A 16,677-nucleotide genomic window follows, 5' to 3' on the forward strand; every position below is an offset into this window, starting at 1 on the left:
TACCGAATTCGTAACAATTTTACTACTTTTGCATTTCAAATAAACAGAATAATGCATAAACATGATCTTTGCTGTGTCGGGCACATCACTTTGGATAAAGTGGTGACACCTAAAAAAACAGTACATATGCCCGGAGGCACAGCTTTCTATTTTTCTCATGCCATCCGTCATTTCGATGATATAGACTATTCATTGGTTACATCTCTGGCCGAGTCTGAAATGAGTGTCGTAGATGATCTGCGATCCAAAAATGTAGATGTACACGTTATCCCGAGCCAACATTCCGTATATTTTGAGAATATATACGAAGAAAATCAGAATAACCGCACGCAACGGGTTTTGGCAAAGGCTGACCCTTTTTCTGTAGACGGTTTTGAAAATTTAGATGCCAAAATATTCTTATTAGGTGCATTGCTCGCAGATGATTTTTCGCTCGAACTGGTCGAGTACCTTTCCCGAAAAGGGCTTATAGCAGTCGATTCACAAGGGTATTTGCGCGAGGTAAGGGAGCAGAATGTATATCCGATAGACTGGAAGGATAAGCTGGAAACACTGAAATATGTCCATATACTAAAAGTGAATGATCTGGAGATGGAAGTTCTCACGGGGATGAAGGACATAAAGCAAGCATCACAGCAATTATACGACTGGGGAGTAAAGGAAGTGCTGGTTACTCTCGGCAGCTTAGGTTCCGTAATATATGACGGAAAGGAATTCTATAAGATACCTGCTTATAAACCGGCAGAAGTAGTTGATGCAACAGGTTGTGGCGATACTTATGTTACAGGTTATCTGTATAAGCGGGCCAAAGGCGCAAGTATTGAAGAAGCAGGAAAATTTGCCGCTGCAATGGCGACTATCAAAATAGAGAACTCAGGTCCGTTTAACGGTACGAAAGAAGATGTGGAAAATAGGATAAGGACAGCAGAGCAGATAATTCCTGTTGTTTAATTATGATTTATAAGTTATAAATCGTTTAATTCGGATTCATTCATAATTTATTAATTGATATGAATCGGTGATTGATTTTTAACGTTCAATTGTTTTCTGCTACACTTCGTTCCGCCAGAATGTTCATTTTGGCATTGCCCAAAACGAACCAAAAGGCTAGCGCTTCGTTCCTCGGCGACCCAACACCGCAGCTTCGGTGGAGCAAAATAATACGGAATCATCTTTAGCTGAATTATCAGCGGGGTATAGCAGCTACCATATTTTGCTCTACACCTCCGCTTTACGGATTGGGTGCCCGCCTGCGTCACTAATGCGCAAGGGCGGACGCCATAGTGAGGGCAAAGCCCTTAATCAAATATGCATCAGCCTTGTCATGCGTCAGCCGACGCCATTTGCTTTATGGATGGGGTACCCATAGGGCGAAAAAGGCTGAGAAACGGAAACGTGTTTGAGCTTATCGACCGATTCGTATTATGCTCTATTGAGAGCGAGTTTTTTCGTTTAGCCTTTAAGCCTGTTATGGGTCGGCCTTTAAAGCGGGCGTCAAAGCATTTTTGATTACTTTTTTTGCTTAGGAAAAAAGTAATACAAGCAATCTCTGATTGCGCGTAGCAGAAAACAATTGAACGTTAAAAATCAACCACTGATTCGCTTAACTCACAACTTATTTCCTCAACGTTTTGCTCAATGCTGCAATAACAACAATACATCCGCCTAATAACCCTACGGCAAGATAAGCCCACTCCATCCCATGACTGTCGGATATGGCACCTACTAATAGCGGGGCAACCAACGGCCCTACAAAGCTGATACTCGACATAATGGTAAGGGCTGTTCCAACTGGAGTCTTAGCCTTATCCCCGACAATACTGTATAAGGTAGGTACTACGCAGGATATTCCCAGTCCGATAAGCATAAAGCCGATCGAATTGATTATAACTTTTATAATAAGAGTATCGGCAGTATGAATAAACAGGGAAGACGTAACGAAGCCTATCAGTATAAGCGCTCCGGCAATCTGTAGCACTGTTTTCTTTTGCCAGATACGGTATGCAAAATTAGTAAGCATACGTCCCGAAAACATCATAATCATAAATACAAGGAAACCTACCTGTAGAGATTCAGGTGCTTTTATAACCGATTGGAAATACACATCGCTCCATTCGAACATCGTATTTTCTACGATGAGAGCAAGCAACCACACCAGACCTAATTGTATAAGCAATGTTTCAGGCATACGGAAGCCTTTCGGTTTGATCTGCGGTTCCGGTTTCTTTTCTGCCTGTGCAGCTATTGGTGATGCTTCCTGCAGGTATTTATAATTGATAAGTATAGCGATAAGCGCGGCTACTGTAATTATCGCAAAATGGACGAAAGTCCCTATTTTCAGGTTAATCATACCATAACCTATCAATGCACCGATACATGCGGCCAGACTCCAGCTTGCGTGAAATGTGGCAATGATTGGTTTTCCGTAGATTCGCTCTACTTCAATAGCCTGTGTATTGAGTGATATGTCGGTCATATTCCAAAAAATACCAAATAGGAACATGGTTATTCCCAATCCGGTAATATTAGGCATTAAGCTAACTAAAAAGAGAGAGAGTGTAAAGCCTGTAATGCTTATCAGGACGGTTTTCTTACTGCCGATGCGAGGCAAGAAGAATCCGACCAATGGTATAGCTACGAATTTACCTATCGGAATGAGGAACATTAGCAACCCATAGTGCAGATAACTTTCTACACTGAAATCTTTCTTAATGTCCGGTAAGCGGCTTGCCCAACTGGCAAAGCATAATCCCTGAGCTATAAAAAGAGCCATTACGGCATAACGTATTCTTTGTTTGGAGTGAGAGGCCGGCTGTATTTCAGTCATTTTCCTGATGATTTTTTGATTAAAACGATGCAAAGATAAATTCTTTAGAGAAGAATCTTCATATGTAAGGCAATTATTTATGCATATACAGGAAGTTTGAGGTATAATTTGTATTTGGGTTTATCTATGCATATATAGATGATAGCTCTTTGAAATATTGATAGGTCCCCTGGATCCCCCACCTTACAGAGAGGGGAAAAGGTAATAGATAGAAAATAGTGGAATAAGTGTAACCTTTGTTACCTTTTAATAAGTAGTAAGTATTGAGTAATAAGTTGAAAGTTATATGAGATACGAGTAGACAAGATATAAGTTGTTGACAGATGACTGTTAACTGATATATGTGTAACCTTTGTTACCTTTTAACAAGTAATAAGTGATAAGGACTAAGTTGAAAGACCTGCATTTCTGTTAACTGCTAACTGTTTACTGTAAATAGTGTTACTTCTGTTACTTTTTAACAGTATAATGTAAATATAGGTTAAAGTGATAAGGGGTTTACGTGATATGTGGTTAATTCATAATTGAAAAAGAGGGAGAAAAGTGTCACCTTTTCGATTTATGTAACATTGTAAGACTGTTATCCCGCCGTATTTCTTATTTTTGTATAATAAAAACTATTAATTGATCTGTCTTACCTTGAAAACCGCTATATCTTAGCAGAGGAAGTACATCCTTATGACTTAATATGTGGGTTTCGGTGCAATGATTTAATAAAACTATTCATATATGAAAAAGATTCTGTTAACAGGAGCCTTGTTATGTTCTTCGATAATTCTGTCAGCGCAAAGCATTACAGAAAAAGAACTGCAGGAAATACAATCGAGCTTTAAACAAGATGCTCCAACAAAAGCGATTCAGAACATTCTGACAACAAATGCCAATATCACGGCAAATGCACTGAATCACAGCTTGCAAGGGAAAATCGATCACTACTTCCGGTACAGAGTGAATGTAAAAGGCATTACGGATCAAAAAAGTTCGGGACGCTGCTGGATGTTTACATCGATGAATGTACTGCGTCCGTCTATTATGGAGAAATACAATATCAGCGAATTTGATTTCTCTCACAATTATCTGTACTTCTGGGATATTTTTGAGAAGGCCAACCTGTTTCTCGAAAATATTATAGGTACGAGTAAAGACCCGTTTGGAGACAGGGCAGTGGAATATCTGTTCAAATCTCCTGTTGGTGACGGTGGGGTTTGGAATCTGTATTATAATGCCGGTAAGAAATATGGAGTTGTGCCTCAGGATGTAATGCCGGAAACTGCACATTCAAACAATACAAGGCAGATGCTTGGTTTGCTGAATGAGAGACTACGCTCCGGCGGATATAATCTGAGGGAACAGGCGGCTTCAGGTAAAAAAATACAAGATCTAAGGTCGGAGAAAACAGTTATACTAAAAGATGTGTACCGCGTTCTTGCTTTATGTCTTGGTGAACCGCCCACAGAATTTACATGGAGATATAAGGATAAAAACGGTATTATAAAGGAATTGCGTAATTATACCCCGAAACAGTTTTATGAAGCTATCACGCCGGAAGATTATTCACCTGACAACTATATAATGGTGATGAACGATCCTACGCGTGAATATTACCAACTATATGAAATCCAGAATTACAAGAATACGATAGAAGGTATCAACTGGATATATCTGAACCTGCCGAATGAAGATATAAAGAAAGCTGCTCTGGCTTCCATAAAGAATAACGAGGCCATGTATGCTTCTTGTGATGTAGGTAAGCAGATTAATCGGGAATCGGGAATACTGGATCCGGATATGTATGATTATCAGTCTTTATTGGGTGTAAATTTGTCGATGGATAAGAAAGCGCGTATCTTGACACGGCAGAGCGGATCGAGTCATGCCATGACATTAATCGGTTGCGACACAGATGTGAGTGATACACCTGTAAAATGGGAATTCGAAAATAGCTGGGGAGCAGCTTCGGGCAATAAAGGTTATCTGACTTTTACAGATAAATGGTTTAGTGAATATATGTTCCGTCTGGTCGTACATAAGAAATATCTGGATGCTAAAGCGGTCGATTGTCTTAAACAGAAGCCTGTACAATTGCCAATGTGGGATTATATGAATTAAGCTGGCACGTATTTTGTTATTATGTAGAGTATACGGGGCGAATTATGTGTTGATAAATAAAATTAACTAAAATTAGGTAGGTGTTAAAAGGGTTTAAAAAAGATTGGTTTTCGGCTTCGATATGTTAGCATTATTTATAAAAAATATGTTTTATAATATGTTTTTTTATTTGGTACGGTTTAATTTATGTCGTTCCTTTGTATCGATAACCAAACAATCTTTATTTACCTTAAAGCCTAATACCTAATTTAACTCACACATAAGAGGAGGTTTCGAATCAGAAGCCTCCTCTTATGTCTTTTATTAAGACAATTTAGTAAACTTTACTGCCACCCAGTTGTCTTTTTCGGTATTGTATTCAAATATTAACTCATTTTTACTACTCTCTTCTTTTATGGCTGGAATATCTTCTACATAAAAACCACTCATGTATAGTGTTCCACCATTATTTAAGACTGAAGCATAAGAATGGATATCATTCAGTAAGATATTTCGGTTGATATTGGCCAGGATGATATCGAATTTCTCACTACCTAATAGTTCCGCTCCACCTATCTTTACATCCACATTGTTAACGTTATTCAAATTGAGATTCTCAATAGCGTTATCATACGCCCATTGATCTATATCTATGGCGGTTATTGGATTCGCTCCACGCATGGAGGCAAGGATAGCAAGGATAGCAGTACCCGTGCCCATATCGAGAACCGATTTACCGTTGAAATCGTCTTTCAGTATTTCGCGTATCATCAGTTCGGTGGTTTGGTGGTGTCCCGTTCCGAAGGCCATTTTAGGATCGATGTATATATTGTAGTCGTATGTTGCAGGGACATTGTGGAATGTGCTTTGGATAATACATTTGTCGTCGATAATCAGTGGCTGGAAATAATTCTTCTCCCATTCTTCGTTCCAGTTTTGGTCTTCTATACTTTTGTATGTATAGAGAATTTCGGCTTCTACAGGGAGTGAGTTTAGAGACTTATCAAGCTCCTCGATATTGAACAGGCTGCTTTGGATGTATGCTGTTGTGCCGAGTTCGTCTTCAACGAAGCTTTCAAATCCTATTTCTGCGATTGTAGCTGACAGTACACTATTGACGATCTCATCATTGGGTGTACATATAAATTTTACTTCAATATAATTCATAATAATAATTAGTTTTGTGCAAAAGTACATTTTTATTCTTACTTCCTGTTTTTAAGATATGGTATATCTGTGTCATAAATAATTTAACATTCAACTATCTATGCAGCTTAACTTTTTTTATATCTTTGCGGCTTGAAGAGTAGATAACCTAACACTTTATTAACTAAACCTAACAACTAAAAAAACATGAGACTACTATTATTGACTATCATCGCATTATGCGTATTACCTTTGCACGCTCAAGAGACTACAACGACATCACTTGCCGATTCTATCGCAGCAGTTCAGGCAACTTTTGAAGTACCAGAGAAAAAGTCTGAGAATACATTTCTCTCCCATCTTAGTGTCGGCTTAAGAGCTTCAACCATGGGGATCGGTTTGCAGGCGGCAACACCAATAAACGATTATTTCAAATTACGTGCAGGAATTGATTTTGTCGGATTTAAGACGAGTACATTTGATATTAGTTTAGATGACCCTGATGGAATGTTTGAAGAAGCATTTGGTTATACACCAGATTATAAAATGAAAGGAGAATTGAACTTTACCAATGGAAATGTATTAGTGGATTTTCATCCTACAAAAGGGATATTTCATCTTACAGCAGGTGTTTTTATAGGAGCAAATAAGCTTAAAGCAAGCGGTTTCCTGGCTGATAATAATGGAAATCCGGCTCAACTAAAAGAGGGGGTAACAGAATGGCCTTATCTTGACTTCGACGGCCACAGGTTAACTCTGGACGATGCAAATCTGGATGCAACTCTTCAACTGGGAAAAACAATCAAACCTTATTTCGGACTGGGGGTTGGCCGTGCTATAGCGAACAAGCGTGTCGCTTTCAAATTCGAACTGGGTATGATTTATCAGGGAAATTACAGCCTTAAGCAAAATGGGAAGAAATTAGATGTGGTGAATAATGCCTCTGAAAGTTTCGAAGATATAGATGATTATACTAAATGGCTGAAATGGTGGCCTATGCTTAATTTCCAGCTGTCATACAAAATATTCTAGTCTGAAATAAATAGACTAAAAAAGAGCTACTCAGGACGAGTGGCTCTTTTTAGTTTTTTGTAAACGAACCGGATCTATAGAGAATAAAATGTCGATATATTTTCTATTTTTGTAGAAAATCAAATCTATTTAAACACAATTGCTATATCTATGGTAGGAACACTGGTCAACACGGGGGCAATTATCGGGGGTAGCCTGATAGGACTGATGGTCCATTCCAGGCTGTCTTCCAAAATGACAGGTATTGTATTTCAGGGTATCGGGCTGCTTACTATTGCAATCGGCATATCAATGTCGTTGCGTATAGAAAGCATGCTTCTTGTAGTGGTGAGTATTGTACTGGGTTCCGTAATCGGACAGGGTATCGATATAGATAAACATTTGCGGCGCTTTTCCAATTATCTGGAATCCAAAAGTTCGGGAACGAAAAAAGGTAATGCGGCAACAAATCAATTTACAGAGGGATTTATTACCGCCTCTATGTTGTTTTGTGTGGGTTCTATGGCCATATTGGGATCTATTGAGGATGGTATGGGGAAGTCTCCGGATTTATTGCTAACCAAGTCTATTATGGATGGAATTTCGTCCATAGCTTTGGCTTCCACGTTTGGTATCTGCATTTTGTTTTCATCCGTTCCCGTCTTAATTTATCAGGGAGGACTGACTTTGTTCGCGGCTTTTATTATGCGCTATATGAGCGATGATATGACGGCGAATATGACCGGAGTAGGAGGAATTCTATTGATAGGACTGGGAATCAGCATCCTTAAAATAAAGGATATCAGTGTGACGAATATGCTTCCGGCCCTGGTCGTTGTAGTGATTTTGTCATACTTCTTTTGATATAGTATGGCATGGCTATAAAAATAAAAAGAAACTGCTTGATAAACAGTTTCTTTCCTTCTTTGGGTGAAAGACGGGTCTCGAACCCGCGACCTTCGGAACCACAATCCGACGCTCTAACCAACTGAGCTACAATCACCATTTTTGCATTCGCGGTGCAAATATATGTATTTTTATTATAATAACAAGGCTTCCGGGAGAAAAAATGTGAAGCTTTTTGTAGATATACAGCGAAAATTAAGACTATCAACAGGATAGTTATTGCCTTCAGGATATCAATTTTCTTAAATCTGCAATTATTTACAGATAACAGATGTAGATTCTCCGTTTGAAAGTGTAATTTTGCAGACTTATACAATTTGTTTGTTTCGATGAATATTTTAAGAAATTATGTATATACTATTCTTCTCCTTTGTGGAATATTGACAGGAGGGATATGCGGTATCATTTTCGGGGAAGATGCATCTGTCGTTAAACCGGTAGGGGATATTTTTCTTAACCTGATGTTTGTGCTGATAGTACCATTGGTGTTTTTCAGTGTATCGTCGTCTATCTGCAATATGAAGCAATCGAATATGGTAGGGAAGGTTGTCGGTAATATTGCCCTCGTATTCCTGCTGACGTCTGTTGTAGCGGCAATAGTGGCATATGTGTTTACTTTGTTCTACAACCCGCTGGGTGGTATTAACCAGTCGGATGTGTTGACAGGGCTTCCCGAACAAACAATCAGGCAACTGACATCTGCTGAAATATTTGTAAATACGTTTACGGTCTCCGATTTTCAGCAACTATTTACCAAATCAAATTTACTGCCCCTTATCATATTTTCCGCATTCTTTGGGCTTGCTACTGCTCTTTCGAAGAGTAAGGGGACGGTCGTCGCAGAGCTGCTTAATGCCGCCAATAGTATAATATTGAAAATGATGAGTATTATCATGATGGCCGCGCCTTTAGGCCTTGGCTGTTATTTTGCGGATACGGTAGGCAAACTGGGAGGACAGATACTGAACGGATATTTACACGTATTCCTGCTTTATCTGATACTTACCGCCATCTCTTTTTTTGTGCTGAATTCGGTTTATGTTTTCATAGCCGGAGGGAAAAAGGGTTTTATAGCTTTCTGGCGCAATATGCCGACACCGTCTCTGATGGCGATCGCCACTTCTTCGAGTGCGGCTTGTATCCCCGTCAATATCGAGGCATCGAAAAGAATGGGAGTTCCGGAGAATATTGCAGAAACAGTTATTCCTTTGGGTACAAATATACATAAGGATGGTTCGGTAATGGCTGGGGTTCTTAAAGTTATATTCCTGTTCACTATATTCGGGCAGGAACTTACATCCTCCTCCAACATGTTTATGATTATCGGAGTGGCATTGCTGGTGGGAGCGGTAATGGGAGCGATACCGAGCGGAGGTATGACGGGAGAGTTGCTTATCTGTTCAGTTTTTGGATTCTCCCCTCAGCTTGCGGGAACGCTGATGATAATAAGTACAATTGTGGATATTCCGGCTACACTGCTCAATTCTACGGGAAATGTAGTATGTGCGGTATTGGTTACCCGGCTGACAGATGGTAAAGACTGGGTAAAGAAACAATTGGTAGCGCCTCCTGACCTCCCCGAAAGGGAGGGAATAAAAAGATGATAATAAGTAATGGAAACGGTTAATGCTTTTAATAATAAAGAGATGAAAAAAATAGTATCTATCATATTTTCTATCTGCTTATCGGTAAGCGGAAGTATATACAGCCAGAAAACAGTTACTCCGAGCCTGCCGGAATTATATAAAACCATAGATTCGGAATTTGTTGATTTACGCTCCGGGCCGGCACCGTTAATAGGTTTGTCAGCAGGCCGGACAGATAAAGGCAGCTCCGTAGTGCAAGCGACATATATCAACGCCATACTAAAGGCGGGAGGTAAGCCTGTAATTATTCCTGTAATAACAGATGGCATAATTTTGAGGGATATCGTAAAAGACCTCGATGGGCTGGTGATGACCGGAGGAGAAGATATTAATCCCCCATATTACAAGGAAACAGCAATCCCGGATATGAACGATATAGATTCCCTCCGTGATATCTACGATTTGGTATTACTGAAACTGGCTACCGACCGGAATGTTCCTATACTTGGAATTTGCCGGGGAATGCAACTGATAAATGTAGCTTTCGGAGGAACACTCTATCAGGATATTCCTACGCAGGTAAAAGACAAGAGTATCAATCATAAGCAGACAGAGCCGAGAGAGCAGGGGACGCATACGATAGCTATAGAAAAAGATTCTAAACTAGCACAAGTATTGGGTGTTGATGAGTTCCTGGTAAATACTTTTCATCATCAGGCAGTAAAAGACCTTGCTCCGAATTTCCGTGCCGTAGCAACTACTCAGGACGGCGTTGTAGAAGCGATAGAAGCATATCCCAACCGTTCAGTTATAGGGGTACAATGGCATCCCGAAGGACATGTTTATGGCGGGGATACGACAATGCTTAAAATGTTCAGGCTTATTGTGAACGAAGCCAATACTTTCCGTAAGGCAAAAGAACTGCATAAGAATATTTTGTCGGTTGATACGCATTGCGATACCCCAACCGAATTCAAAAAAGCAGGATTTGATATAGGAAAAAGGGAACAAAATCAGGTGAATATCCCTAAAATGGAAGAGGGGATGCTGGATGCTATTTTCTTCGCTGCATATATAGCACAAGGGTCTCGTGATAAAGAGTCGACACAGAAAGCAGTGGATAAGATAGAAAACTATATAAAAGAAACGCATCAACAGGTAGAAAGAAACAAGGATATCTGCGGCATAGCCTATACGGCCGATGATCTTATACGCCTCAAAAATGAAGGTAAAAAGGCTGTATTCATCGGTATCGAAAACGGATATGGCATAGGCAAGGATATCTCCAATATTGCCCGTTTCCAAAAAATGGGAGTGAATTATATAACCCTTTGCCATACCAAAGACAATGATATATGCGATACGTCGAGTGATACAAAACATGAATGGAACGGCCTTAGTCCTTATGGGAAAGAGGTAGTTAAGGAAATGAACCGGCTGGGGGTTATGGTGGATGTTTCGCACGTGGGAGAAAAAACATTCTGGGATGTAATAGAGCTATCTACCAAACCTGTCATTGCATCACATTCGTCTGTGCAGGCGCTGTGTTATCACGACCGCAACCTGACCGACAAGCAGATGCAGGCAATTGCAAAAAACGGAGGGGTAGTACAGATATGTCTTGTAGACCTGTTTATCAATAAAGATAAAAGCAAAGCCAGCCTGACAGATGCTATAGACCATATTGATTATGCGGTGAAAGTAGCGGGCATCGACCATGTTGGTATTGCGTCCGATTTTGATGGTGGCGGAGGGCTGATAGGATGTCAGGGTAATAATGACATGATAAATATCACGGTGAAATTATTGGAGAGGGGTTATTCGGATAAAGATATAGAAAAGATATGGGGCGGTAATTTCCTTCGGGTAATGTCGGAGGTGCAAAAGGGGGCGAAGATATAAGCGATACAAACAGGATTGAGTCCTGGATTTAGAAATATTACAAAAGCATAACACGAGCCATTGTTTTTTTTGAGCGAAATATATCTTACTTTTGTATAATTTTCAAAGCAAAACAAAATATCCCAATATGAAACAATATCACGATTTACTGAAACGTGTTCTGGCAGAGGGTACACATAAAAGTGACCGCACCGGTACAGGTACGATCAGTGTATTCGGACATCAGAGCCGTTACAATCTGGCAGACGGTTTCCCCGTACTCACTACCAAAAAATTACATCTCAAATCTATCATATACGAGCTGCTTTGGTTTCTGGCAGGGGATACCAACGCGAAATATCTACAGGATCACGGTGTGCGTATATGGAACGAATGGGCTGATGAAAACGGCGACCTGGGGCATATTTACGGCTATCAGTGGCGTTCCTGGCCCGATTATAACGGAGGCTTTATAGATCAGATTAGTAATGTGGTGGATACGATAAAAAACAATCCGGACTCACGTCGTATAATTGTCAGTGCATGGAATGTGGCCGATCTGCCGAATATGAACCTTCCTCCGTGTCATGCTTTCTTCCAGTTCTATGTGGCTGACGGGAAGCTGAGCCTGCAACTGTATCAGCGCAGTGCCGACATATTCCTTGGCGTGCCCTTCAATATAGCGTCATATGCCCTTTTGTTGCAGATGATGGCGCAGGTGACAGGTCTCGAAGCCGGAGATTTTGTGCATACATTAGGGGATGCGCACATATATACAAATCATCTGGAGCAGGTGAAATTGCAGTTGACACGCGATTTCCGTCCGTTGCCACGTATGATAATAAACCCTGAAGTAAAAAGTATTTTCGATTTTAAATTCGAAGATTTCCGCTTGGAAGGCTATGATCCGCATCCGCATATAAAAGGGGAAGTGGCGGTGTGAATGTGATTTCAAGATTTCAGATTTCAAAATTTAAAGATTAAGAATTTTGAAATCCTGAAACCTTAAATCTTGAAATTCTAATAAATATGCTTGCAAACTTTATAACATGGACAATCATATTCTTTATCCTCTTCAGTTTTGGGGATATGCTGCTCGTATTATACAATAAGATTTGCGAACGGGATGAAGAATACAACCCTGTGGATAAACTGCTTCTCGGGTTGTGTTTCCTTATTATACCCTTGTCGGTGTGGTCATTGTGGTTGCCATCCAATCAGGTGTTTTTATTTTTGACTTTGGTCTTTAGTACGATATATTGGTTCTTTGATAAAAAAAGGTTGGTATATACAGCAAAAGATATATTAACTAAAATAAGGAAGTTATCATTAATGGAGATTTCCATTATTTCTTTTTTTATATTGTTACTGCTGAATTGCGTTATTTGGCAAGGAGGAAATTACGATTCTATATATTACCATCATCAGAATATACGATGGAATGAAGAATTTGCTGTTGTGCCGGGCTTGGGGAACCTGGATGACCGTTTCGCTTTTAATTCGAATTATTTATTGATGAATGCCATTTTTACTTTTCGTTTTATGTTTGGCGAAGCACTCTATCCCCTACAATCGGTAATAATAATCTTGATAGCTTGCTGGATATTTTATGAACTTTTTAAGTCTGGTTATGAATTTAAGCGGTTTGTTACCCTTTTTCAGTTTTTTTTGTTTTATATCGTATCTATCAAATTCATTTGTGATACATCTACAGACCTGTTACCCAATCTTATCATATTCTATATTGTAGCACGGGTCATTCTGTATCCCGGCTTTCTGAAAAAACATATTTTGTTTATTTATTTGTTGCCGATATTCCTTGCGACATGTAAGTTGTCAGTAGCGCCATTCGGTCTTATTATCCTGTACATGCTTGCTATTTTAGTAAAAGCAAAGGAATGGCGATCTATATTCTTACTCAATGTTATAGCATTGGGTATTATTATCCCTTGGCTGATAAGGAATGTTGTTTTATCGGGCTATCTGATATATCCGCTACCCGAGATAGATTTATTCTCCGTAGATTGGAAAATACCTGAAATTATTGCAATAAAACAGAAAGAATATATTCATTCAATCGGATTCTATTTTTTTGAATTTATCTTTACAGACCCTAAGAGTGCTTATTCGCGCGAACCTTACTGGTTAAATATGATGGGTTTGATTATCTATGTATGTACAGTGATATCGATGGTTACGTTCATATTTGTCCTTATCAAAAAAAGAAGAGATATTCCCTATTCATATTCGCTTTTGTTTTTGATATTGATTCTGAATATTGTGGTTTGGTTTTTAAATGGTCCGGATATTCGTTTTGCCTCAGGAATTTTATGCGCAACAATACTTGTCGGAATATCTACAATAATAGTATTATCTGAAAAAATAGTTTTCTATAGAAAGAGTAGCTTGGTTTTGGTTATTTTTGCTTTCATAGTTATATCAGGATGGTCTTTTTACAGAACATGCCATTTATTTACTCATATTGGTGATAAAAATGTACAGAATAGATCTCCGGGGCCTCTTACCGTTCTTTATAAACCATATACATATGAAAATTACCTTAAAGCCACTAGTAATGAGTGTCTTTATTTTCCTTACGAACTGAATAATAGTATTACAATATATGTAAGTTTTACTAATTTTACATTGGAAAAACTACCATCCACTGTACGTACGGTTACCAGAGGTAAGTTTATGGATTATTCGTGTCTTGAGGCTCGTGGATATTCTTTGCAAGATGGATTCAGAGCTAGAAGAGCGGATGGCTGTTTGGAGTCGATTAATAATAAATGATATGTTGGTAAATATTATTTCATGGACAGTCATATTCTTTATCCTCTTTAGTTTCGGGGATATGCTGCTCGCGTTATATGATAGGATTTGCAAACATGATGAAGAGTACGATCCTGTAGATAAACTGCTGCTCGGGTTGTGTTTTCTTATTATACCCTTGTCGGTGTGGTCGTTGTGGCTGCCATCCAATCAGGTATTCTTAGTTGCCGTCTTTCTGGTTTCGCTAAACTATTGGGCTATCTGCCCCAGAAGGTTGTTTTATACCTATGATTATATTGTAAAGTCAACGAAAGGAGTTTTTTCGCCTTTTCAATCGGTACTTATAATCCTATTCCTACTGTTCTCTCTCTATTTCTTTACATGGCAACAGGATGTGTATGATTCAGCATTTTACCATTTTCAAAATATCAGGTGGAATGAAGAATATGCGGTTGTTCCGGGAGTCGCGAATCTGGACGACAGGTTCGGCTTCAACTCCAATTACTTTCTGCTAAGTGCTATTTTTTCGTTTCGTTTTTTATTGGGAGAGGCTATCTATCCGTTGCAACCGCTAGTGGTAACAGTCGTCGGCTGCTGGGTTTTATACGAACTGTTTATTTCTAAGTATGAGGTAAAACGTGTAATTATCTTGCTTTCATATATTCTGCTCTTTTGGGTTTCTATTTACTTTCTGGGGAATACTTCTACGGATATATTACCTAATTTCATCGTGTTTTATATCATTGCCCGGATTGTATTATACCCAAAATTGCTGAAAACAAATTGTCTGATCGGTGTTGTACTTCCTGTCTTACTGCTTACATGTAAATTATCATTTTTCCCTATCGGACTGATAAGTATTTACTTGCTGTATAATCTTTTTAAGGAGAAGAAATATAAGGTTATTTCATTTGTCGTTATTGCCGGGCTTTTCATATTGATTCCGTGGCTGATAAGGAATGTTGTGGTTTCCGGCTATCTTATCTATCCGTTCTATCAGATAGATTTGTTCTCTTTCGACTGGAAAGTTCCACGCGAAGTGGCTATAAGAGAAAAGGATTATATATTCGATATAGGTTATTATTTTTTCAGGATTGCACTGCGCTATCCGGACGGGAGTGTCCGGGACCCATTGTTCATAAATATACTTGCCGATATAATATATTTACTGACCCTTTGCTCATTTATTCTCGCTTCTTATCTGATGCTAAAAAAGAGAAAAAAAATTGAAATGCATATATATTTACTGTATGTTGTTTTCTTTGTCTCTATTGCAGTCTGGGCTTTTGGAGGGCCTGATATACGATTTGTGTCCGGTATATTGTGTGCTGTGATTTTTACGGGAGGGGTGCTGTTGTATGAGAATAGGGATGATAAATTATATTTACCGGGATTCAGTAAAACGTTAGTTTGTGCTTTTATTCTTGGTATTGCCTTGTGGACTGGTAGCTGTTATTACGGCTTTTATCCGCAAATTAAAGAGTATGGCATCCATCCGTTTTCGCATCTGATGCTTAAACCTTATTCCATCACCGACCAGCAGAAAGCGCGAGGTATAGATATTACAGATGGATTTTTGCCATATGCCATTAATAATGAGCAAATCATATGGGTAGGCGAAGACCTGCCTCATGATATGATACTTCCCGCCAGTATTGCAAGCCATTACGCCAAATTTATTCCTTTGGAATGCATTGAGGCCAGAGGATATAAGATACAGGATGGGTACAGGGTGAAGAAAATGTGCCAATAAAAGATAGATATGCAAATAATCTATTAATTCATTGGCATATCGGCATATTATAACATTACCTCATTAAAAATTCCCCGTTTATTTTTGCTAATTCACTGATAATTTGTAATTTTGCGAGCCGATTATTACGAAATAAAACGTAAAAATTTGATTAGCAAACGATTATCGCTTATTATATCTTAGCTCGATAAGCGGATAAAAGTATTGTGAGTCGAAGAAAAAGTAATTAACCAAATTAATTTTTTAAGTAAGTGGATACTTTAAGTTATAAGACCATTTCAGCGAACAAAGCAACCGTACAAAAAGAATGGGTTGTGATTGACGCTACAGGCCAGACACTGGGACGCATGGCATCCAAAGTGGCAAAACTTCTGAGAGGGAAGTATAAACCAAGTTTTACCCCGCATGTAGACTGTGGCGATAATGTAATTATTATCAACGCGGACAAAGTGGTGTTGACTGGTAACAAATGGAACGACCGTGTTTATCTTAGATATACAGGCTATCCGGGTGGGCAAAGAGAAGCTACTCCTGCCGTATTGATGGAAAAAGGAGCCGACCGCTTGGTGCATAAGGTAGTAAAAGGTATGTTGCCTAAGAATCGTCTTGGCGCAGCTCTTTTGAAAAACCTTTATGTATATGCAGGTACTGAGCATAACCATGAAGCTCAACAGCCAAAAACAATAGATATTAACGCTCTTAAATAA

At 39.0% G+C, this 16,677-nt stretch carries 12 protein-coding genes and 1 tRNA gene; 10 read left to right on the forward strand and 3 right to left on the reverse strand.

What is annotated here, in order from left to right; all coding sequences use genetic code 11:
• The first annotated feature begins 51 nt into the window (after positions 1-51).
• Positions 52-951, forward strand: a complete 900-nt coding sequence (locus IR083_RS19635) for a PfkB family carbohydrate kinase (RefSeq protein ID WP_006801458.1) — start codon at positions 52-54, stop codon at positions 949-951.
• 664 nt (positions 952-1,615) lie between these two features.
• Here the strand turns inward: IR083_RS19635 and IR083_RS19640 are convergent.
• Positions 1,616-2,827 (reverse strand): MFS transporter, encoded by a 1,212-nt coding sequence (locus IR083_RS19640; protein ID WP_006801459.1) that lies wholly within the window; start codon positions 2,825-2,827, stop codon positions 1,616-1,618.
• Positions 2,828-3,556: 729 nt separating this feature from the next.
• Here IR083_RS19640 and IR083_RS19645 point away from each other — a divergent pair.
• On the forward strand, positions 3,557-4,936 hold the full coding sequence (locus IR083_RS19645; RefSeq protein ID WP_194225573.1) for an aminopeptidase C: 1,380 nt from the start codon (positions 3,557-3,559) through the stop codon (positions 4,934-4,936).
• A 303-nt stretch (positions 4,937-5,239) separates the two neighbouring features.
• On the opposite strand, the gene prmA is transcribed toward IR083_RS19645, so the two are convergent.
• Positions 5,240-6,082 (reverse strand): 50S ribosomal protein L11 methyltransferase, encoded by an 843-nt coding sequence (gene prmA, locus IR083_RS19650; RefSeq protein WP_194225574.1) that lies wholly within the window; start codon positions 6,080-6,082, stop codon positions 5,240-5,242.
• A gap of 186 nt (positions 6,083-6,268) precedes the next feature.
• Here prmA and IR083_RS19655 point away from each other — a divergent pair, with 186 nt between their 5' ends.
• Both IR083_RS19655 and IR083_RS19660 read left to right on the forward strand, forming a co-directional pair.
• Positions 6,269-7,093, forward strand: coding sequence for a hypothetical protein (locus IR083_RS19655; RefSeq protein WP_194225575.1), 825 nt, complete (start codon positions 6,269-6,271; stop codon positions 7,091-7,093).
• A 150-nt stretch (positions 7,094-7,243) separates the two neighbouring features.
• Positions 7,244-7,936, forward strand: coding sequence for a DUF554 domain-containing protein (locus tag IR083_RS19660; protein WP_194225576.1), 693 nt, complete (start codon positions 7,244-7,246; stop codon positions 7,934-7,936).
• Positions 7,937-8,000: 64 nt separating this feature from the next.
• On the opposite strand, the gene IR083_RS19665 is transcribed toward IR083_RS19660, so the two are convergent.
• Positions 8,001-8,076, reverse strand: a tRNA-His gene (locus tag IR083_RS19665).
• Positions 8,077-8,307: 231 nt separating this feature from the next.
• On the opposite strand from IR083_RS19665, the gene IR083_RS19670 reads away from it, so the two are divergent.
• The 6 genes from IR083_RS19670 to rplM all read left to right on the forward strand — a co-directional run bounded on the left by IR083_RS19670 (position 8,308) and on the right by rplM (position 16,677).
• A complete protein-coding gene (locus IR083_RS19670; protein WP_194225577.1) occupies positions 8,308-9,582 on the forward strand; it encodes a dicarboxylate/amino acid:cation symporter in 1,275 nt (424 codons plus the stop codon).
• 42 nt (positions 9,583-9,624) lie between these two features.
• Entirely contained in the window at positions 9,625-11,466 is a 1,842-nt protein-coding gene (locus tag IR083_RS19675) for a gamma-glutamyl-gamma-aminobutyrate hydrolase family protein (protein ID WP_194225578.1), read from the forward strand.
• 127 nt (positions 11,467-11,593) lie between these two features.
• Entirely contained in the window at positions 11,594-12,388 is a 795-nt protein-coding gene (locus IR083_RS19680; protein ID WP_194225579.1) for a thymidylate synthase, read from the forward strand.
• 86 nt (positions 12,389-12,474) lie between these two features.
• Positions 12,475-14,238: an LIC_10190 family membrane protein gene (locus IR083_RS19685; protein WP_194225580.1), complete on the forward strand. Its 1,764-nt coding sequence runs from the start codon at positions 12,475-12,477 to the stop codon at positions 14,236-14,238.
• Positions 14,183-15,970: an LIC_10190 family membrane protein gene (locus IR083_RS19690; RefSeq protein WP_194225581.1), complete on the forward strand. Its 1,788-nt coding sequence runs from the start codon at positions 14,183-14,185 to the stop codon at positions 15,968-15,970. The genes IR083_RS19685 and IR083_RS19690 overlap by 56 nt, the downstream gene beginning before the upstream one ends.
• Before the next feature lie 251 nt (positions 15,971-16,221).
• Complete coding sequence (rplM, locus tag IR083_RS19695) at positions 16,222-16,677, forward strand: 50S ribosomal protein L13 (protein ID WP_194225582.1); 456 nt, start codon at positions 16,222-16,224, stop codon at positions 16,675-16,677.

Origin of the sequence: Dysgonomonas sp. GY75 (assembly GCF_015234155.1) — a bacterium.
GTDB lineage: Bacteria > Bacteroidota > Bacteroidia > Bacteroidales > Dysgonomonadaceae > Dysgonomonas > Dysgonomonas gadei.